Source organism: Ectothiorhodospira shaposhnikovii, from assembly GCF_022227765.1.
GTDB lineage: Bacteria > Pseudomonadota > Gammaproteobacteria > Ectothiorhodospirales > Ectothiorhodospiraceae > Ectothiorhodospira.
In genome coordinates this window covers 197,801-215,828 of sequence record NZ_JAJMLZ010000008.1, presented here as the reverse complement: position 1 = coordinate 215,828, position 18,028 = coordinate 197,801, and the positions used below count along the sequence as shown (strand labels likewise).

Genomic DNA, 18,028 nt, shown 5'->3' with positions numbered 1-18,028 from the left:
CCGGTTCTTGATTTGCGTCAAGCCGCCGGGGCTGTCGCCGTCCACAATGAATTCACCCAAGGCAGCTCCTGTTTGTCTTAACATGGGTGCAAGTCCAGATCATCGGGAGTCTGCTCATGGCGGATCAGCACTGGGGGTCATCCCTGGAATCCAATCGGGTTGCCGGCACCCGTCTCGAGTTGCTGCTGTTCCAGCTGGAAGGGCGGCAGCTTTACGGGATCAACGTTTTCAAGGTGCAGGAAGTCATCCCCTACCAGCCGATGTCGCGGCTGGCGGGGGCACACCCGCTGGTGAAGGGGATCGCCACCCTGCGCGGCATCACCATGCCCATCATGGATCTTTCGCTGGCCATCGGGGGGCCGGCGCTCAGGGAACCGGAAAAGGGCAACATCATCATCACCGAGTACAACCGTTCCGTGCACGGTTTCCTGATTCGGCGGGTGGATCGGATCATCAATACCCAGTGGGACAAGGTGCAGCCCCCGCCCCGCGGTACCGGCCGCAATGCCTACGTGACCGCCGTGACCCTGGTGAATGACCAGATCGTCGAGATCCTGGATGTGGAGAAGGTGCTGGATCAGGTGGTGCATGCCAGTACGGAAGTCTCCCGTGACCTGAGCGAGACCGTGCGGGCGCAGGACTGCAAGGTGTTGGTGGTGGATGATTCCAGCGTGGCCCGCAACCAGATCCGGGCGTCCCTGGAGCAATTGGGGGTGCAGTGCAGCCTGGTGACCGACGGCAAGCACGCCATGGAGCTGATTCTGCGCCTGCAGGCGGACGGTGTGGACGTGGCCCGCTATTTCACCATGATCGTTTCCGACATCGAGATGCCGGAGATGGATGGGTATCAACTCACCACCCGCATCCGCCAGGACCCCAGGCTCAAGGATCTCTACATCCTGCTGCATTCCTCCATCAGCGGCGTCTTCAATGTGGACATGGTGCGCCGTACCGGCGCCAACAAGTTCATCCAGAAGTATCACCCGGATGATCTGGCCCAGGCGGTCCGGGATCGGCTGGGACAGATCGGCGCCGCTCCCGCGGAAGGCTGACAGCCCGGGGGGCTGCGTGTACCATCACCCGTTCGCCGAGTAACCCGTGCCGTCCATGAGTCATGCTTCCCATGTCGTCTTTCCGGCCCATCGGCTGGAAGTGGAAGGCCTCGTCGTTGAACGAGGTGAACGCCTGTTGATCCGGGATCTGGGGTTTTCCCTGGCGGGAGGTGAGCTGTTGCAGGTGGCCGGCCGCAACGGTGCCGGCAAGACCAGCCTGCTGCGCATCCTGTGTGGACTGTCCCGTCCCCTGGAAGGCCGTGTCTGCTGGGATGGTGTCCCGGTTCAGCATCAGGAAGAGGGGCCCACGGCCCACCTGGCCTACCTTGGACACGCCAACGCCCTCAAGGACGAATTGTCCGGCGAGGAGAACCTGCGCATCCAGTCGGCGCTGCAGGGGCGCGGGGTGGGAAGGGACGAGGCCTGGGAAGTGCTCGGACGCATGGGCCTTGGCGGGCATGAGGATCTGCCGGTGAAATTCCTTTCCCAGGGGCAGAAGCGTCGGGTGGCCCTGGCCCGCCTGTTGCTGGTGCGTCGTCCACTGTGGATCCTGGACGAACCCTTTGCCGCCCTGGACGTGCAGGTCATCGAGGTGCTGCGCTCGGCCCTGGAGGCCCATCTGGCCGCCAACGGCATGATCATCCTGACCACCCATCAGGCCGTGCCCATCGAGGGTCGGCAGCGTACCCTGACCCTGGGGAAAGCGGCATGAACGGTCTGGCTACCGCTCTGATCACCCTGCTCCGGCGTGACCTCATCCTGGCCCTGCGCCGGCGCCAGGACGCCCTGGTGGTGCTGGGCTTCTTCGTCGTCGTGGTGTCCCTGTTTCCCCTCGGCGTCGGCCCGGACCCTCAGCTTTTGCGCAGCATGGCCCCCGGCGTGCTGTGGGTGTCGGCCCTGCTGGCCACCATGCTCTCCCTGGAACGGCTGTTTTCCGACGATTTTCGCGACGGCTCCCTGGAACAGATCCTGCTGTCGCCCCAGCCCCTGAGCCTGCTGGTGGGGAGCAAGATCCTGGCCCACTGGTTGATCACCGGCCTGCCCCTGGTGCTGATCTCCCCGCTGCTGGGCATGCAGCTTGGCTTGGACGGCACGGAAATCCTCATCCTGATGACGGCGCTGCTGCTGGGGACACCCATCCTCAGTCTGGTGGGTGCCATCGGCGCGGCCCTGACCCTGGGGCTGCGGGGTGGCGGTGTCCTGATTTCCCTGCTGATCCTGCCCCTGTACGTGCCCGCCCTGGTGCTGGGCGCCGGGGCGGTGGATGCGGTCATGTACGGATCCAGTGCCCAGGCCCATCTTTCCCTGATGGCCGCCCTGCTGATACTGACCCTGTTGCTGGCGCCCTGGGCCATTGCCGCGGCGCTGAGAATCATGCTGGATTGACGGAGGAATAACGTGGCTGAACAGCGCGTGCAGTGGTTCAAGTTCGCATCGCCACCCAATTTCTATGACCTGGCCGGGCGTCTGGCCCCCTGGTTCGGTGGGTTGGCGGCCATCCTGTTCGTGGTGGGTCTCTATATCGGTTTTATCCTGGCGCCGCCGGATTATCAGCAGGGCAACAGCTACCGGATCATGTTCATTCATGTGCCCACGGCCTGGATGTCCATGTTCCTCTACGTGCTGATGGCGGTGTACGCGGCCATCGGCCTGATCTGGCGGGTGAAGACCGCCGAGGTGATGGCCAAGGCCATTGCCCCCACCGGCGCGATGTTCGCCTTTCTGTGCCTGTGGTCGGGTGCCCTGTGGGGTAAGCCCACCTGGGGCACCTACTGGGTCTGGGACGCCCGCCTGACCTCGCAATTGATCCTGTTGTTCCTCTATCTGGGTTACATGGCCCTGCACGCGGCCATCGAGGACCGCCAGCGGGCGGCCAATGCCAGCGCCATCCTGGCCCTGGCGGGGGTGGTGAACGTGCCGATCATCTATTTCTCGGTGGTCTGGTGGAACACCCTGCATCAGGGCGCTTCGATCACTGTGACCAGCGCGCCGACCATGGAGACGGTGATGTTCGTCGCCCTGCTGGTCATGACCTTTGCCTGCTGGATGTATGCCATTGCGGTGGTGTTGTGGCGGGCGCGACTGGAATTGCTGGAGCGTGAGCGACGGGCCGCCTGGGTGCTGGAACGGACGGGAGAGAAGGCATGATCGAGTTTCTTGCCATGGGGGGGCACGCCCCCTATGTGTGGGGTTCCTACGGGGTGGCCCTGTTGGCAATGGTGGTCGAGATGGTGCTGCTCCGGCAGCGCCGCAAGGCGGTGAACCGGCGTCTGGCGCGTCTGGCGCGACTCAACGGGGAAGAGGGCGGCGCGACGTCGCCGGATGTCTGAGCAGGCGGGGCGGCGGGGGCCGTCTCCCGCCTGCCGCGCGCGGTATCACTGGGTGTAGCGGGGGGCCTTGAAGCGCAGGGCCTGCAATGCCGGGTCATGGCCATTGTCGCCGTGACAGGTCAGGCAGGTGTAGCGCCCCCCCGCCATGATTTCGGTGTGCTCCCGGTAGAAATCCGGATCGTTTTCCCGGATGTAGTCACTCAGGTGGCAGGCACTGCAGTTTTCCGAGATCTTTTCCGGATGGGTCTGCGAGGGGGCGTCGTGGTGAGGGTTCACCTGACCGCTGAACATCAGGTAAACCTTGCGTGCGCCCTGGATCTTATCGGTGACGAAGCCCTTGGTGTGGCAGGCCAGGCAGTCCACCTGGGGGTGGCTACCATGGTCCCAGGAAACCTTCTCATAGGCATGGCAGGTGATGCAGAAGTCGTTCTGGGTGGAGACGTGATGCCCGCCCACGCCGCCGGCGACGACCAGGCCCAGGGCCAGCAGGATGATCAGGGTAATCCAGAGTTTGCCCATGGCGACATGCTCCCGGGGAACGTCTTGAGTGAAGCCGTGGACGGGCCTGTCCTTGAAACAACGGTCTGCCAGCCTGCCCCCGGATACTGTTAACTCTTACAAAATGTAGCAAAATTGCATGGGTATGGGAGGTGATGAAGTTGACCCAGTTCCGGAAAGTCTCATTTTTCAGGTGGCTTCCGTGGCAACAGGGTCTGGTTAGCCGACTCGGAAGGCTTCATGCTAATGTCAAGCCGGTTTCGATTCATCCGGAACATTGCCCGAACCGTACGCCCTATCCGGAAACACCATGGACATCACCCTGGGCCGCAAGGCGGTATTGATCATTGATGACTTCCAGAACATGCGGGCACAGCTGGTGCAGATGCTCGGGTCTCTGGGTGTTGAGCGCAAGCCTGACGTGGCCGCATCCGCCGAGGAGGCACTGGAGCATCTGCGTTCCCGGCGCTATGACATCGTCCTGTGTGACTACAACCTGGGTGAAGGGATGCACGGCCAGCAGATTCTCGATCTGGCCCGCCGCGAGGGGTGGGTGGACGTGGCCACCGTGTTCATCATGGTCACGGCGGAAAACTCCACGGAGATGGTCATGGGGGCCCTGGAAAGCGGGCCGGATGCCTATCTGGCCAAACCCATCAGCAAGGAACTGCTCCATGCGCGTCTGCTCAAGGCCCTGCGGCGGCGCATGCCCATGCTGCCCGTCGCCCGGGTGCTCAGGCAAGGAGATACCGGGCAGGCCCTTCAATTGCTGGATACCATGCTCTCGGCCGGGCGCGGAGAGCGTGCCGACATCCTGCGCCTGAAGGCGGAGCTGGCCCTGGACATGGGGGCTCTGGACCTGGTTCAGGAGGTCTGCGAAATCGTCATCAAGGAGCGACCGGTGGCCTGGGCCATCACTTCCCTGGGACAGGCGGCCATGGAGCGTGGTGAACTGCCCCGGGCAGAGACCCTGTTTCGGCAGGCGATTGTGGTGACACCGTATTTCATGGCGGCCTACGACCACCTGGCTGCCGTGCTGGAGCTGCGGGGCCGGTCCCGGGAGGCGATGGAAATTCTGGAGGAGGCAGTGGGTCGCTCCTCCCGTTCCCTACCCCGTCAGCGGCGTCTGGGCTGGTTGGCCATGCAGGTTCGGGAATGGGATCTGGCGCGCTGCGCCTGGCGTCAGGTGATCGAGCTGGGCAAACCCACGCAGACGGTGCGTGCCGAGGACTTCTTCAACCTCGTCTGTGCCCTGATGGAAATGGGTGAGTCGGCCAAGGCCGCTCAGGTGCTCGAAGACATGCGGCAGTCGGTGACGGCGGACCCCTTGGTACGCTGGTGGTCCATGCTGGGGCGGCTTCGGATCGCCGTGGTGAATCACGGCGACAGGGAGGCCGCCCTGGATGCCCTGGATGCCCTCATGCTCAAGGCGATACCCCCCATCGACATTCACCGGCAGTTGATCGAAGTCCTCGAGAGCCTGGGGGAGGTGACACGGGCGGAGCTGCTGCGTCAGCAGCTTCCGGACTGACGACGTAGAGCCAAGGAGGAGACTTGAGCAAGCTGGATTTCAGTACGGTGCTGGCCATCAGCATCCACGACATGAAAAACTCCCTCAATCTGCTCCTGGGTTCCCTGGATGATTTGATGCGGAGGGAGGAGCAGCGTCCCTCGATGGATGCGGAGCGACTGGCGATGCTGCGTTACGAGGCCCGTCGCGTCAATGACACACTGATCCAGCTGCTGGCCTTGTATCGCAGTGTCAAAGGCCTGTATCAGCCCCGTTTCATGCCTGTGCCCATTCATGACCTGCTGGAAGAATACTGGCTCAACAACAAGGTCCTGATGGACCACCGCGGGGTGGAGTGCCTCGTGCAGTGTGATACCGACCTGGTCTGGACCCTGGACCGCTATCTGGTGAACAGTCTGCTGGAAAACGTGGTCAACAATACAGTGCGCTATACGCGTCACAAGATCTGCATGTCCGCCCGTGCGGAGGGTGACTGGCTGCTGGTGCAGGTGACCGATGATGGTCCGGGTTTTCCCAGTGCCATGCTGGGGCGCCAGGCCATCCGGGATGGTGCCCAACTGGACCCCCAGCAGGGCCGTACCGGTCTGGGACTCTATTTCTGTGCCCTGGTTGCCGACATGCACGGCGGCGATGGTGAGCGTGGATACGTCGAGTTGTCCAACGGGGGGGAACTGGGGGGCGGCTGTTTCACCCTGCAGCTTCCCAGGCTGTCGTCCAACTGAAGTACCCCTGACCCTGGAGTGTCCAGCCATGTCTGATGACGATTTCATCAACAAGCTCTCGGAACTGGCCAGCTTTGTGGAATCCACCCGTTCCCTGGAAGCGGGACTGGAGCATCTCACCACCCTGGTGGCCCATGCCATGGCCTGCCAGCATTGTTCCATCATGCTGGTGTCCGACGAGGGCAACAGCACCGAACCCCATCTGCGGGTGGAGGCCCATTCCGGCGGCCTGCCGGCGGAGGTGAGGGATCATCGTCAGCCGCTGGGATCGGGAATCGCCGGTCAGGTGGCCGGTACCGGCAAGCCCCTGCTGATCCTGGATCTGCACCGCTCCGTCTATGCCGGTCTGGCCCGGCGTGAAGAGCCGGGGACGGTGGATGTGATCTCGGTCCCCATTCGTCTGGAGGCGCGGGTGATCGGCGTGATCAACGTGGACAGCCCGCTGGATCGGCCGCGATTGAGCATGACGGATCTGCGTCTGGCCACCATCCTGGCGCTGGTGGTTTCCAAGTCGGTGCAGATTCATCGGCTCAAGGGGTTGCTCAAGACCAACTTCATGCAACTCGCCCTGGCGCGGGAGGCTCAGCGTCATGATGGCGCCATCACCCAGGATCCGGCCAGGGTCGCTCGCCTCATGGCCCATACCCTGTATGACGAGATGATCCAGGCGGGTTTTGCCCGGGATCATGTCCTGATGGTGGCCACCGAGATCCTGTCCCAGGTCCACGATGCCCTGAGTCATCGCTGACTCTCCATCATTCCCATCATTCCCGCGCAAGCGGGAATCCAGTCGCGGGCCGGCATTCCGGACTCCCGCTTTCGCGGGAGTGACGGCAGGAGAGCGATTCGATGCCTCTCTGAACGGGGCGATATCCGTCCTGCTTCCCTTGTGGGCATGGCCTGTGTGTTCCCTCCGTGGGAGCGGCCCTCGGCCACGAAGGGGGGAAGCCCCCCGCCAGTCCCGCAGAGAGTACAATCCCCTCTTTTGTCGCCACAGGAATCTTCATGTTCAAGAATGCCCGCCTGTTCCGTCTCCAGGATGCCCTGGGCCAGGATGCCATGGCCCTGGAGCAGCAGCTCTCCACTCGCCGCTTCCAGCCTTGCGGTCCCCTGACACTGTCCACCATGGGCTGGTCCGAGCCCTTGGGCGGCGAGTCACAGGCCCTGGTCCATGAGGCCGCCGGCTGCCTGCTGATCTGCGCCAAGCGTCAGGAACGCCTGTTGCCCGCGTCGGTGGTGGCGGAGGTGCTGGAAGAACGGGTCTCGGACATCGAGACCGCCGAGGGCCGCACGGTGGGCCGCGCGGAGCGCCGTCAGCTCAAGGAAGCGGTGACGGCCGAACTGCTGCCCCAGTCCTTCACCCGTTCACGACGCATCCTGGCCTATGTGGACACAGTGGCCCACTGGGTGGTGGTGGATGCCGCCAGCGAGCGCATGGCCGAGGATCTGGTGAGCCTGCTGCGGGAGACCCTGGGCACACTGCCCGCCAGTCTGCTGCGTCCCTCGGTGCCGCCGCCGACCCTGATGACCCGCTGGGTTTCCGAAGGTCGCGGCGAGCAGGGTTTCGAGCTGGGAGATGCCTGTGAACTCAGGGATCCCAAGGACAAGCAGTCGGTGGTGCGCTGCCGGGGGCAGGACCTGGCCGGGGACGAGATCGCCACCCACTTGCAGGCCGGCAAGCAGGTGACCCAGCTGGCCCTGGAGTGGGAGCAGCGTCTGAGCCTGGTGTTGGCGGAAGATTTGTCCCTCAAGCGTCTGCGCCTGACCGATGAGCTGATCGAGGACAGCGGCGTGTTGGAGGCCGATGACCCGGCCGCCCGGTTCGATGCCGAGTTCACCCTGCTGATCCACGAGATGCGAGGGTTACTGGCGCGTCTGGACGGACTGTTCGGGCTCTCCGGGTCGGACAGCGCCGAAGTGCCCTGGTGACGGAGCCGGGTATCCGTGGGAGCCTGCCTGCCGGCGAATGAGATGCCGGCAGGCTTTCCGGTGATTAGAACGTGTACTCCACGTTGGCCCGCAGGAAGTGGGCGTCGGAAGTCCCGGACGGGTAGTAGTCTCCCGTATCCAGATACTCCGCCCACAGGTGGGCCCGAAGGCTGGGACTCAGGTTGATGCCCAGCACGGCGGTGAACAGATCGCCCCGGTGGTCGCCGTCGCCGCTGCCGTCCTTCTCGTCCGCGTACAGACGGTGGGCGCGCAGCTTCAGGGAGGTGTTGCCGGACGGGTTCAGGTCCAGGCCGATGAAGGGGGCCTTGAGGTTGGTCCAGCCGGCGATGCTGAACTGGGTGCCCACATAGGAGTAGACATACAGCTCGCTGAACTGGGGCCAGCGGGAGAACACTGGATACCAGGCTTCGTTGTCGCCGGTGCCTGCCTCATTGCCGGACAGGTAGTAATAGCCGGCGGTGAAGGCCGGGCGGGTCTGGCCCCAGATCGCCGGGCGCAGGGTCAACGAGGCATCCAGCAGCCGCCCCTTGAGGTTGGCATCGCCATGGCTGCCGTCCTGGGCCGCCAGCTCCAGGTTGGCCGAGATCGGGCCGTTGCGGGGCATGAAGCGGACACCCAGGGTATGGAAATCCGCGTCGGCCTTGCTTCCATCCGCTGTCCTGGAACCCAGTTCCTCCTTGTAGATCCAGTAATACTCGAACGGCATGGCTTCGGACTGACTGTTTCTGCCATAGACACCCATGGCCCGTTCATTGTGCTCGATGAGGCTCAGCCCGGACTGCCGGTTGATGGTCAGGGCATCCTGCCTGGCGTTGTAGATCGCCAGCAGGTCCAGGGTGTGGCCCTCGTTCACCGTCAGGCCGGCCTTGACCGCATTGAAGAACAGGGAGCGGGAACCATCCAGGGGGGTGCCGTTGAGGATGATGTTGCCGGTGCCGTAGATCAGCTCCTGACGACCCACGCGCAGATCCAGCAGACCGTCGGCCAGGTTGTTGAAGTCCATGTACAGCAGGTCGGGCACCACCTCGCTGAGGAACTTCTGATCTTCGTACCGTGACCGGTCCTCGCCCCGTTCATAGATGCGGAATTCGTTCATCAGGCGCCCGTGAAAGGCGACGTCCTCATTGAACTGATAACCGGCCCAGAGCCGGGTGCGGGTGCGGTTGAAGAGCAGGTCGAACTGGAAGCCGCCGGCTTGAGTGGGAATGCTGTCCAGGTCGGTGACCCGGACCCGCAGGTCCCCACCCCAGTCCCATCCGGCCTGCGCACTGCCCATCCCCATGAGCAGTGCCAGCGCGCCGGCCGATAATGTGGTCTTTTTCAGCATGACTCCCCCTGACAGGTTTTTGTGTATGACGGTTTAACCCCTGGAAAAGGAGGATTATCCCGTCTTTGCCGGTGGATGTCCTGAAAAAATTACCCTTGCGTCACGGTGTCATCGGCGGTCGGCAGCGGGATTTTGTTGCCCTCGTTGTCCAGGCGCACGAAGGTGATGCAGGTGGAAAAGATGGGTTCTTCCGTGCCGCTTTCCAGGTCATCGCAAAAGACGCTCACGGCGTACTGCACCGAGGTGTTGCCTCGTTTGTGCTCACGGGAGTTGAAGCGCAGCACCGCGCCCTGATGCACCCCGCGGTGGAACTCCACCCCGTTCATGGCCACGGTGACGAAACGGCAGCCGGGGTGGTCGCGACTGGCGGCAATCCAGGCGATCTCATCCACCCACTTGAGCAGGAAGCCGCCGAAGAGATAGCCGTAGTGATTCAGATGTTCGGGTCTTACCAGTTTGAAGGTATCCAAGGGTCACTCCTTGTGGAATCCGGTGGGGGGGCTCAGCCCAGCAGACGCCAGCCCAGCCAGACCAGGGAAAAGCTCAGCAGGAAGATCAGCCCTGTCCAGGCCAGGGCCAGCAGGCCCCGGCCCGGCTGGGCGGATATCGGGACGTGCTCGTGGGTGACCACCCGCAGGGTGAGCCAGGCCAGGATGGGGGCCGAGAGGAAGGAAACGGTGGTGGCAAAGTCGATGAATTGGGTAAAGCGTGCCCCGGCAAAGTAGATCATGATCAGGGCACCGCCCAGGACGGTGATCAGGGCCAGCAGATAGGGGACGCGCCGGTGTTCCTCGGGACCGGGGGTGCGACCCCGGTCGCCGGCCCGGGCGGCGTCGAACAGGGCGGTGATGACCCGGGGATAGGCATCCGTCACCGCCAGGGTAGTGCTGAACATGGCGGTCAGTGCCGCCACGGCGATGATGGGTCGGCTCCATTCACCCAGGGTGCCCGCATAAAGGTCCACCAGCTGGGCGGAAAAGCCCACCGCGGAATTGGCAAAGCCCACGCCGCTGGCGTGCATGGTCAGGGCGCCCAGCAGCAGGAATGCCGCGGCCATCAGGGTGGCGGCGATATAGCCGATGCGAAAGTCCGTCAGTGCATGGCGCAGACTGGGACGGGTCCGGGTTTCCCGGGCCCGTTCCAGGGTCCAGAGGGAGTGCCAGGCGGCCACGTCCAGGGGGATGGGCATCCATCCCAGCAGGGCCAGCAGGAAGGCGAAGCCGGCCGCGCTCCAGATCAGCCCCGCGTCCTGCCAGCCGGAGAGCCGGGACCAGTCCGGCTCTCCGCCGAAGGCCAGCGCCACGGTGGCCAGGGTGGACACGGTCAGGGCTGCCATGATGAGCTTCATGCCCAGGTCCACCCCCCGGTAATTGCCGATGGCCAGCAGCAGCAGGCAGGCCCCCATGATCCACGCCGACAGGGTGGCCGGCGAGGCATCCAGCCCGAACACCAGACCGAACAGGCCCGCCGTGACCACGGTGACCACGGCCTGGATGATGAACATGGTCCCCAGGGTGACCAGGGCGAACAGGCCCAGGGCCCAGCGCCCGAGCCGGCGGTAGCCCACCAGCAGGTTCTCTCCGGTGGCGGCGGCGTAGCGGGGGCCGAATTCGATGAAGGGATACTTGAGCAGACAGGCCAGCAGCACCACCGGCAGCAGCAACAGGCCGAATTCGGCACCGGCCCGAGTGGACTGTACCAGGTGGGAGACACCGATGGCCGCGCCGGCCATGAGCAGGCCGGGGCCGATGGCGTGGCGCAGGGTGCTGCCGCGAAGCTCGTTCATCAGGGGTGACCTCAATGACTCAGCAATCCGGACAGGGCAGGCCATTGCCCAGCAGGACCAGTACCGGGCCGTCATCTCCGGCGGGTTGATGGGGGAAGCAGTGCAGTTCCGGATGGACCTGTTGCAGCCAGGCGCGGATGGCTTCGAATTCCTCCAGGCCGCCGCTGTGGCCGCGATAGATCATCAGGCTGATGATCCCGTCCGGCCCCAGCACGGCGCGAGCCGCCTCCAGGGCGGCCAGGCTCGTCTCCGGCCGGGTGATGATGCCATGATCCCCCCCAGGCAGGTAGCCCAGGTTGAAAGTCACCGCCCTGATCCGGCCTCGGGCCTGATCGGGCAAGTGGCGCTCCAGGTGCTGGTGTCCGTCCCGGATCAGGGTGACCCGTTCCGCCACGCCGGCGGCTTCCAGGCGCTTGCGGGTGGCGTCCAGCGCGGCGGTCTGGATGTCGAAGGCCCAGACATGACCGGCATCACCCACCGTCCGGGCCAGGAACAGGGTGTCATGTCCATTGCCGGCGGTGGCGTCCACCGCCAGATCGCCGGGCTTGAGGATTTCGGCCATCTGCTCGTGGGCAAGGCGGGTGAGGGGCTTGGGGTGCATTGTCAGGTCCTTCTGGTGAGGGGTTCAAGGCGTACCGTGGTTTTCACAGGCCCGCAGCATGGTCTGCAGGGAGTCCGGGTCTGCCAGGCGGTGATCCGAGCCGACCGTGATCAGGGTGACGACCGCGGGCCGGCTGTTGTCGACCAGATACCGGGAATCGGTGAAGGGGATGACTTCGTCCGCCGGGGAATGGAGGATGAGGGTTCCCGTCTTCACCCGGTCGGCCGTACCCCAGAGTCGCCAGGCCGGGCAGAGCAGCACCAGCGGGATCCGGTGGCTGTTCAGGGCCATGGCCACGGCGCCGCCGCGGGAGGAACCGACGATGACCTGGGGACGATGGATCTCCAGGGCGGATTGCGCCGTGTCGACGGCGGCCTCGAAGTCGTCGTCGTCCAGCAACGGGTTGATGACTTCGTGACCCCGTGACAGCAGGTATGACGGCTTGAGCCCGCCGGGTCTGGACTGCCAGCCGTGGAGAAAGAGGATCTTCATCGGGTCGAATCCGTGCAGGGGACATGCATGTTGACCGGCCCGCGCCCGTGTCCCAGGCCGGGTGCGCTCTGGATGGCCCGGTGGATGAAGGACTTGGCTTGCCGGACGGCGCTTTCCACGTCCTTGCCCAGGGCCAGGCCGGCGGTGACGGCGGCGGCAAAGACGCAGCCGGTGCCGTGGGTGTGGGGCGTGTCTTGATGGACGGCGGGTAGTCGGGTGACCTGGCCGTTGCTGAACAGGATGTCCGTGGCGGCATCGACCAGGGCGCCACCGGTGATGACCACATGGGCCGCTCCCAGATCGGCCAGGGCCGCGGCGGCCTTGATCATGGTGGTTTCGGAATCCACCGTCAGGCCGGTCAGGGCGGCGGCTTCGTGCAGGTTGGGAGTGACCACGTCGGCCAGCGGGAGCAGCCGTCGGCACAGGGCCTGGCGGGCGGCATCATCCACCAGCGGAGCGCCATGCTTGCTGACCATGACCGGGTCCAGCACCAGGGGAAGACCCGCTGCGTCGGGCCGTGACAGGCGTTCGACCACGGTCTCCACCATGGCGGCACTGCCCAGGGCGCCGATCTTGACGGCCTTGGGCGGGATGTCCTCCAGCACCGCGTCGATCTGCCGCAGGACGAAGGCGGGGTCAATGCCCTGCACGCCGGTGACACCCCGGGTGTTCTGCACGGTCAGCAGGGTCACCACGCTCATGCCGTAGAGCCCGAACTGGTGGAAGGTCTTGAGATCCGCCTGCAGTCCCGCGCCCCCGGAAGGGTCGGAACCGGCGATGGTGAGGGCAGGCGCTTGCATGATGGTCACTCCTGGTCCGCCCGAGGCAGGTATGGGGGCCGGACCTGTTTACGCGGACGGTGGCCCGGGAATATCTTGCGGAATCATGCATCGGCGGGGGATGTGCCGGGAAGACCCGCGCCCCCTTGGGGCGCGGGTGGTCGGGACGATCAGAGACCGGCCGCGGCCTTGAGAGCGTCCGCCTTGTCGGTGCGTTCCCAGGGCAGGTCCACGTCCTCGCGGCCGAAATGACCGTAGGCCGCCGTCTGCCGGTAGATGGGACGCAGCAGGTCCAGCATGCTGATGATGCCCCAGGGGCGCAGGTCGAAATGCTCGCGCACCAGGTCGACGATCTGCTGGTTGGAAATCTTGCCGGTGCCGAAGGTGTCGACGCTGATGGAGGTGGGGCGGGCCACGCCGATGGCGTAGGAGACCTGGATCTCGCAGCGCTCCGCCAGGCCGGCGGCGACGATGTTCTTGGCCACGTAGCGGCCGGCATAGGCGGCGGAGCGGTCCACCTTGGAGGGGTCCTTGCCGGAGAAGGCGCCGCCGCCGTGACGGGCCATGCCACCGTAGGTGTCGACGATGATCTTGCGCCCGGTCAGGCCGCAGTCGCCCACGGGGCCGCCGATGACAAACTTGCCGGTGGGGTTGATGTGGATGTTCTCGTCACGGCAGGTGGCCAGCCATTCGGCGGGCAGCACCGGCTTGATGATGCAGTCCATCACCGCTTCGCGCAGGGCCTTCTGATCGATTTCCGGGGCGTGCTGGGTGGACAGCACCACGGCGTCGATGCCCACCGGCTTGCCGCCTTCATAGCGGAAGGTGACCTGGCTTTTGGCGTCGGGGCGCAGCCAGGCCAGTTCACCGGACTTGCGCACGTGGGCCTGACGGCGCACCAGTTCGTGGGCGTAGTGGATGGGGGCGGGCATCAGCGCGCTGGTTTCGTTGCTGGCATAGCCGAACATCAGGCCCTGGTCGCCGGCGCCCTGTTCCAGACGGTTGCTGACGTCGCGATCCACCCCCTGTGCGATGTCGGGGGACTGCTTGCCCAGGGCGTTGATGACGGCGCAGGTGTGACCATCGAAGCCGGTGTCGCAGTTGTCGTAGCCGATGTCGTTGACCACGTCGCGGACCAGGTTCTCGTAATCCACGTGCACCGGGGTGGTGATCTCGCCGGCCAGCACTACCATGCCGGTCTTCACCAGGGTTTCGCAGGCGATGCGGGCGTGGGGGTCTTCCGCCAGGATGGCGTCCACGATGGCATCGGAGATCTGGTCGGCCATCTTGTCCGGATGACCCTCGGACACGGATTCGGAAGTAAACAGATGGGAATCTTTCATGTTTTTCAGCTACTCCGGCTCTCGGGTGCCCGCCTGGCGGCCCACCCACGGATTGATGATGGTGATCCGCGCCGGATTTTACCCTGAATGCGGTGCTTGTGGTGCGTCGAGCCGGTTTGAGAAATCTCATTATTTATATGTATTTTGCCTTTCCTTATTCGATTTATCGTTGTATCTGAATACTTTATGGGGCAGTGCAGCAAAAAGCCCCCCGTTTCGCTCGGGCTTGCGACAAGCCCCCCTGTCAGGGAAAATGCAGGCCGATAACGCTGTGGTCAATGCATATTCCATGTGGTATTCATGACCGGATGATATGCCCGGGGATTGATTCAACTTGCTGTCCCCGAAGACTTTTTCAGCGACCAGTTTGAGGTGTGCCGCGTCTTTCCCAGTCGTCCGAATAACCAGAACACCGTTGAACGGTGTCAGCGCGGCAGACCATGAAGACCCTTATTTCCACCCTTGTCAGGAGATCTGCATGCCTTCCCGCAAAGAGCTAGCCAACGCTATTCGTGCGCTTTCCATGGACGCGGTCCAGAAGGCCAATTCCGGTCATCCCGGTGCGCCCATGGGCATGGCCGACATCGCCGAAGTGCTCTGGAATGATTATCTCAAGCACAATCCGGCCAATCCCCAGTGGGCGGACCGTGATCGTTTCGTGATGTCCAATGGTCATGGTTCCATGCTGGTGTATTCCCTCCTGCATCTGAGTGGCTACGACCTGCCCATCGAAGAACTCAAGCAGTTCCGGCAGTTCCATTCCCGTACCCCCGGCCACCCGGAATACGGCTACACCCCCGGTGTCGAGACCACCACCGGTCCCCTGGGCCAGGGCATCACCAACGCGGTGGGCATGGCCATCGCCGAAAAGGCCCTGGCGGCCCATTTCAACCGCCCCGGCCATGAGGTGGTGGACCACTACACTTACGTCTTCCTGGGCGACGGCTGCCTGATGGAAGGCATCTCCCACGAAGCCTGCTCCCTGGCCGGCACCCTGGGGTTGGGCAAGCTGGTGGCCTTCTACGACGACAACGGCATCTCCATCGACGGCGAGGTGGAAGGCTGGTTCACCGACGACACCCCCAAGCGTTTCGAGGCCTACGGCTGGCATGTGGTGCCGGGGGTGGATGGTCACGATGCCGAGGCGGTGAAGCAGGCCATCGAGCAGGCCCGGGCAGTGAAGGATCGTCCCACCCTGATCTGCTGCAAGACCATCATCGGTTTTGGCTCCCCCAACAAGCAGGGCAAGGAAGAGTGCCATGGCGCGCCCCTGGGCCAGGACGAGATCGCGCTGGTGCGCGAGACCCTCGGTTGGCCCCATGAACCCTTCGTGATCCCGGACGAGATCCGCGCCGGCTGGAATGCCCGTGACAAGGGGGCCCAGGCCGAAAACGCCTGGCAGGCCCGCTTTGCCGAATATGCCGAGGCCCACCCGGAACTGGCCGCCGAATTCACCCGCCGCATGAGCGGCGAACTGCCCGCCGACTGGGCACAAAAGGCCCAGGCCTTCATCGAGGAGACCGTGGCCAAGGCCGAGACCATCGCCAGCCGCAAGGCCTCCCAGAATGCCATCGGCGGCTATGCCCCGGCCCTGCCGGAACTGTTGGGCGGCTCCGCCGACCTGGCCGGTTCCAACCTCACTCTGTGGAAGGGCTCCAAGGGCATCAGCAAGGAGGACGGCGACGGCAACTACCTGTTCTACGGGGTGCGGGAGTTCGGCATGGCCGCCATCATGAACGGGATCGCCCTGCACGGCGGCTTCATCCCTTACGGCGGCACCTTCCTGATCTTCAGCGACTATGCCCGTAACGGCCTGCGCATGTCTGCCCTGATGAAGCAACGGGTGATCTACGTGATGACCCATGATTCCATCGGTCTGGGCGAAGACGGCCCCACCCACCAGCCGGTGGAGCAGGTCACCAGCCTGCGGCTGATTCCCAACATGCATGTCTGGCGTCCCTGCGATGCGGTGGAGACCGCCGCGGCCTGGAAGGCGGGCATCGAGCGCACCGACGGTCCCAGTCTGCTGAGCCTGTCCCGCCAGAACCTGCCCCACCAGACCCGTACCCAGGCCCAGTTGGCCGACATCGCCCGGGGCGGTTATGTGCTGCACGATGCCGGCGGTCAGCCGGATGCCATTATCCTGGCCACCGGCTCGGAGGTGGGGATTGCCATGGAGGCGGCCAAGGCGCTGGAATCCAAGGGCAAGCGTGTCCGGGTGGTGTCCATGCCCTGCCAGGAAGTGTTCGATGCCCAGGATGCCGACTACCGGGAGTCCGTGCTGCCAGGCGCCGTGCGCGCCCGCGTGGCCGTGGAGGCCGGTGTGACTGTCGGCTGGCTCAAGTATGTGGGTCTGGATGGTCGCGTGGTGGGCATGGACCGCTTCGGCGAATCCGCCCCCGGCGGCGAGTTGATGAAACATTTCGGCTTCACGGCGGACAATGTGATCAGTGCGGTGGAAGCCGTACTGGGCTGAATCCTCGCCCGATATTGAATTTTTCAAAGCAAAAGCTGGAGACAACAAACGATGACAATCAAAGTCGGTATCAACGGTTTCGGCCGCATCGGTCGCATGGTTTTCCGGGCCATTGCCAAGGAATTCCCGGAACTGGAAGTGGTGGCCATCAACGATCTGCTGGATCCGGAATACCTGGCCTACATGCTGCGCTATGACTCCGTCCACGGCCGCTTCGACGGCGAAGTCTCCGTGGAAGGCAACCACATGGTGGTCAACGGCAAGAAGATCCGCCTGACCGCCGAGCGCGACCCCGCCAACCTCAAGTGGAACGAGGCGGGTGCCGAGCTGGTGATCGAATCCACCGGCTTCTTCCTCACCGAGGAAACCTGCCAGAAGCACATCGATGCCGGTGCCCGGAAGGTCATCCAGAGCGCCCCCTCCAAGGATGCCACCCCGATGTTCGTGTACGGCGTGAATCACAAGGAATACGCCGGTCAGGCCATCATCTCCGCGGCCTCCTGCACCACCAACGCCCTGGCGCCGGTGGCCAAGGTGCTCAACGACAACTTCGGCATCAAGCGCGGCCTGATGAGCACCGTCCACGCCGCTACCGCCACCCAGAAGACCGTGGACGGTCCGTCCCAGAAGGACTGGCGCGGCGGCCGCGGCATCCTGGAGAACATCATTCCGTCCTCCACCGGTGCCGCCAAGGCCGTGGGCAAGGTGTTGCCCGCCCTGAACGGCAAGCTCACCGGCATGGCCTTCCGCGTACCCACCTCCGATGTCTCCGTGGTGGATCTGACCGTGGAACTGGAGAAGGGGGCCTCCTATGAAACCATCTGCCAGACCATGAAGTCCGCCGCCACCAGCGGTGACCTGCAGGGCGTGCTGGGGTATACCGACGAGAAAGTGGTGGCCACGGACTTCCGCGGCGTGAACCTGCCGTCCATCTTCGACGCCGAAGCCGGCATCCAGCTGGATGAGACCTTCGTCAAGGTGGTGGCCTGGTACGACAACGAGTACGGCTACACCTGCAACATGCTGCGCCTGGCGCGGCACGTGGGTGGTCAGTAAGCGGTCTGCCCCCGCCCCGACCCCTCTCCCCTTGGGGAGAGGGGCGTTTGCTCCCTGCAAGACCCAGAACAACAATCCGAAAACC

General features: G+C 64.3%; 20 protein-coding genes. 12 read left to right on the top strand and 8 right to left on the bottom strand.

Features of this window, described 5'->3' with window-relative positions:
* Positions 1 to 116 precede the first annotated feature (116 nt).
* From LQD11_RS12625 to ccmD, 5 genes are read left to right on the top strand one after another with little or no spacing between them, the layout of a single operon-like run.
* Entirely contained in the window at positions 117 to 1,052 is a 936-nt protein-coding gene (locus LQD11_RS12625) for a chemotaxis protein (RefSeq protein ID WP_238617855.1), read from the top strand.
* A 55-nt stretch (positions 1,053 to 1,107) separates the two neighbouring features.
* On the top strand, positions 1,108 to 1,764 hold the full coding sequence (ccmA, locus tag LQD11_RS12620) for a cytochrome c biogenesis heme-transporting ATPase CcmA (RefSeq protein ID WP_238617854.1): 657 nt from the start codon (positions 1,108 to 1,110) through the stop codon (positions 1,762 to 1,764).
* On the top strand, positions 1,761 to 2,438 hold the full coding sequence (gene ccmB, locus LQD11_RS12615; protein ID WP_008932502.1) for a heme exporter protein CcmB: 678 nt from the start codon (positions 1,761 to 1,763) through the stop codon (positions 2,436 to 2,438). The genes ccmA and ccmB overlap by 4 nt, the downstream gene beginning before the upstream one ends.
* A gap of 12 nt (positions 2,439 to 2,450) precedes the next feature.
* Positions 2,451 to 3,200: a heme ABC transporter permease CcmC gene (gene ccmC, locus LQD11_RS12610; protein WP_008932503.1), complete on the top strand. Its 750-nt coding sequence runs from the start codon at positions 2,451 to 2,453 to the stop codon at positions 3,198 to 3,200.
* Complete coding sequence (gene ccmD, locus LQD11_RS12605) at positions 3,197 to 3,382, top strand: heme exporter protein CcmD (RefSeq protein WP_008932504.1); 186 nt, start codon at positions 3,197 to 3,199, stop codon at positions 3,380 to 3,382. The genes ccmC and ccmD overlap by 4 nt, the downstream gene beginning before the upstream one ends.
* Positions 3,383 to 3,427: 45 nt before the next feature.
* Here the strand turns inward: ccmD and LQD11_RS12600 are convergent, their stop codons facing one another.
* Positions 3,428 to 3,901 carry a NapC/NirT family cytochrome c gene (locus tag LQD11_RS12600; RefSeq protein ID WP_008932505.1) on the bottom strand — a complete coding sequence of 158 codons (474 nt, stop codon included), beginning with the start codon at positions 3,899 to 3,901 and terminating at the stop codon, positions 3,428 to 3,430.
* 289 nt (positions 3,902 to 4,190) lie between these two features.
* On the opposite strand from LQD11_RS12600, the gene LQD11_RS12595 reads away from it, so the two are divergent.
* The 4 genes from LQD11_RS12595 to LQD11_RS12580 all read left to right on the top strand — a co-directional run bounded on the left by LQD11_RS12595 (position 4,191) and on the right by LQD11_RS12580 (position 8,062).
* Positions 4,191 to 5,411, top strand: coding sequence for a response regulator (locus LQD11_RS12595; RefSeq protein ID WP_238617853.1), 1,221 nt, complete (start codon positions 4,191 to 4,193; stop codon positions 5,409 to 5,411).
* Positions 5,412 to 5,434: 23 nt separating this feature from the next.
* On the top strand, positions 5,435 to 6,133 hold the full coding sequence (locus LQD11_RS12590; protein WP_238617852.1) for a sensor histidine kinase: 699 nt from the start codon (positions 5,435 to 5,437) through the stop codon (positions 6,131 to 6,133).
* 28 nt (positions 6,134 to 6,161) lie between these two features.
* On the top strand, positions 6,162 to 6,881 hold the full coding sequence (locus LQD11_RS12585; RefSeq protein WP_238617851.1) for a GAF domain-containing protein: 720 nt from the start codon (positions 6,162 to 6,164) through the stop codon (positions 6,879 to 6,881).
* 257 nt (positions 6,882 to 7,138) lie between these two features.
* On the top strand, positions 7,139 to 8,062 hold the full coding sequence (locus LQD11_RS12580) for a recombination-associated protein RdgC (RefSeq protein ID WP_238617850.1): 924 nt from the start codon (positions 7,139 to 7,141) through the stop codon (positions 8,060 to 8,062).
* A 64-nt stretch (positions 8,063 to 8,126) separates the two neighbouring features.
* Here LQD11_RS12580 and LQD11_RS12575 read toward each other — a convergent pair whose 3' ends face one another.
* The 7 genes from LQD11_RS12575 to metK all read right to left on the bottom strand — a co-directional run bounded on the left by LQD11_RS12575 (position 8,127) and on the right by metK (position 14,411).
* Positions 8,127 to 9,410: an alginate export family protein gene (locus LQD11_RS12575; protein WP_238617849.1), complete on the bottom strand. Its 1,284-nt coding sequence runs from the start codon at positions 9,408 to 9,410 to the stop codon at positions 8,127 to 8,129.
* An 89-nt stretch (positions 9,411 to 9,499) separates the two neighbouring features.
* Positions 9,500 to 9,880, bottom strand: a complete 381-nt coding sequence (locus tag LQD11_RS12570) for an acyl-CoA thioesterase (RefSeq protein WP_238617848.1) — start codon at positions 9,878 to 9,880, stop codon at positions 9,500 to 9,502.
* 32 nt (positions 9,881 to 9,912) lie between these two features.
* Positions 9,913 to 11,196 carry an NRAMP family divalent metal transporter gene (locus LQD11_RS12565; protein WP_238617847.1) on the bottom strand — a complete coding sequence of 428 codons (1,284 nt, stop codon included), beginning with the start codon at positions 11,194 to 11,196 and terminating at the stop codon, positions 9,913 to 9,915.
* A 19-nt stretch (positions 11,197 to 11,215) separates the two neighbouring features.
* Complete coding sequence (gene mnmM, locus LQD11_RS12560) at positions 11,216 to 11,797, bottom strand: tRNA 5-(aminomethyl)-2-thiouridylate-methyltransferase MnmM (protein ID WP_238617846.1); 582 nt, start codon at positions 11,795 to 11,797, stop codon at positions 11,216 to 11,218.
* A gap of 24 nt (positions 11,798 to 11,821) precedes the next feature.
* Positions 11,822 to 12,289: an alpha/beta hydrolase gene (locus LQD11_RS12555; protein ID WP_238617845.1), complete on the bottom strand. Its 468-nt coding sequence runs from the start codon at positions 12,287 to 12,289 to the stop codon at positions 11,822 to 11,824.
* The gene (thiD, locus tag LQD11_RS12550; protein WP_238617844.1) at positions 12,286 to 13,089 is read right to left on the bottom strand and encodes a bifunctional hydroxymethylpyrimidine kinase/phosphomethylpyrimidine kinase; all 804 of its coding nucleotides are present in this window, start codon (positions 13,087 to 13,089) and stop codon (positions 12,286 to 12,288) included. The genes LQD11_RS12555 and thiD overlap by 4 nt, the downstream gene beginning before the upstream one ends.
* A gap of 149 nt (positions 13,090 to 13,238) precedes the next feature.
* On the bottom strand, positions 13,239 to 14,411 hold the full coding sequence (gene metK / locus LQD11_RS12545; protein WP_008932518.1) for a methionine adenosyltransferase: 1,173 nt from the start codon (positions 14,409 to 14,411) through the stop codon (positions 13,239 to 13,241).
* Between metK and LQD11_RS12540 the strand changes: the two genes are divergently transcribed.
* The 3 genes from LQD11_RS12540 (at position 14,410) to gap (ending at position 17,943) form a co-directional block, all read left to right on the top strand.
* Positions 14,410 to 14,715, top strand: coding sequence for a hypothetical protein (locus LQD11_RS12540; RefSeq protein ID WP_238617843.1), 306 nt, complete (start codon positions 14,410 to 14,412; stop codon positions 14,713 to 14,715). The two genes, metK and LQD11_RS12540, sit on opposite strands and share 2 nt — an antisense overlap.
* A 174-nt stretch (positions 14,716 to 14,889) precedes the next feature.
* Positions 14,890 to 16,887, top strand: a complete 1,998-nt coding sequence (tkt, locus tag LQD11_RS12535) for a transketolase (RefSeq protein ID WP_238617842.1) — start codon at positions 14,890 to 14,892, stop codon at positions 16,885 to 16,887.
* 51 nt (positions 16,888 to 16,938) lie between these two features.
* Positions 16,939 to 17,943, top strand: a complete 1,005-nt coding sequence (gene gap, locus LQD11_RS12530) for a type I glyceraldehyde-3-phosphate dehydrogenase (RefSeq protein ID WP_238617841.1) — start codon at positions 16,939 to 16,941, stop codon at positions 17,941 to 17,943.
* Positions 17,944 to 18,028: the final 85 nt, after the last annotated feature.

Excerpts from the sequence above, each read along its gene's own strand:
- LQD11_RS12575 (WP_238617849.1), bottom strand. The coding sequence starts at position 9,410 with ATGCTGAAAAAGACCACATTATCGGCCGGCGCGCTGGCACTGCTCATG.
- LQD11_RS12600 (WP_008932505.1), bottom strand. The coding sequence starts at position 3,901 with ATGGGCAAACTCTGGATTACCCTGATCATCCTGCTGGCCCTGGGCCTG.
- ccmD (WP_008932504.1), top strand. The coding sequence starts at position 3,197 with ATGATCGAGTTTCTTGCCATGGGGGGGCACGCCCCCTATGTGTGGGGT.
- thiD (WP_238617844.1), bottom strand. The coding sequence starts at position 13,089 with ATGCAAGCGCCTGCCCTCACCATCGCCGGTTCCGACCCTTCCGGGGGC.
- ccmB (WP_008932502.1), top strand. The coding sequence starts at position 1,761 with ATGAACGGTCTGGCTACCGCTCTGATCACCCTGCTCCGGCGTGACCTC.
- LQD11_RS12595 (WP_238617853.1), top strand. The coding sequence starts at position 4,191 with ATGGACATCACCCTGGGCCGCAAGGCGGTATTGATCATTGATGACTTC.
- LQD11_RS12580 (WP_238617850.1), top strand. The coding sequence starts at position 7,139 with ATGTTCAAGAATGCCCGCCTGTTCCGTCTCCAGGATGCCCTGGGCCAG.
- tkt (WP_238617842.1), top strand. The coding sequence starts at position 14,890 with ATGCCTTCCCGCAAAGAGCTAGCCAACGCTATTCGTGCGCTTTCCATG.
- ccmA (WP_238617854.1), top strand. The coding sequence starts at position 1,108 with ATGAGTCATGCTTCCCATGTCGTCTTTCCGGCCCATCGGCTGGAAGTG.
- LQD11_RS12555 (WP_238617845.1), bottom strand. The coding sequence starts at position 12,289 with ATGAAGATCCTCTTTCTCCACGGCTGGCAGTCCAGACCCGGCGGGCTC.
- metK (WP_008932518.1), bottom strand. The coding sequence starts at position 14,411 with ATGAAAGATTCCCATCTGTTTACTTCCGAATCCGTGTCCGAGGGTCAT.
- LQD11_RS12540 (WP_238617843.1), top strand. The coding sequence starts at position 14,410 with ATGTTTTTCAGCTACTCCGGCTCTCGGGTGCCCGCCTGGCGGCCCACC.
- LQD11_RS12625 (WP_238617855.1), top strand. The coding sequence starts at position 117 with ATGGCGGATCAGCACTGGGGGTCATCCCTGGAATCCAATCGGGTTGCC.
- LQD11_RS12585 (WP_238617851.1), top strand. The coding sequence starts at position 6,162 with ATGTCTGATGACGATTTCATCAACAAGCTCTCGGAACTGGCCAGCTTT.
- mnmM (WP_238617846.1), bottom strand. The coding sequence starts at position 11,797 with ATGCACCCCAAGCCCCTCACCCGCCTTGCCCACGAGCAGATGGCCGAA.
- LQD11_RS12565 (WP_238617847.1), bottom strand. The coding sequence starts at position 11,196 with ATGAACGAGCTTCGCGGCAGCACCCTGCGCCACGCCATCGGCCCCGGC.
- gap (WP_238617841.1), top strand. The coding sequence starts at position 16,939 with ATGACAATCAAAGTCGGTATCAACGGTTTCGGCCGCATCGGTCGCATG.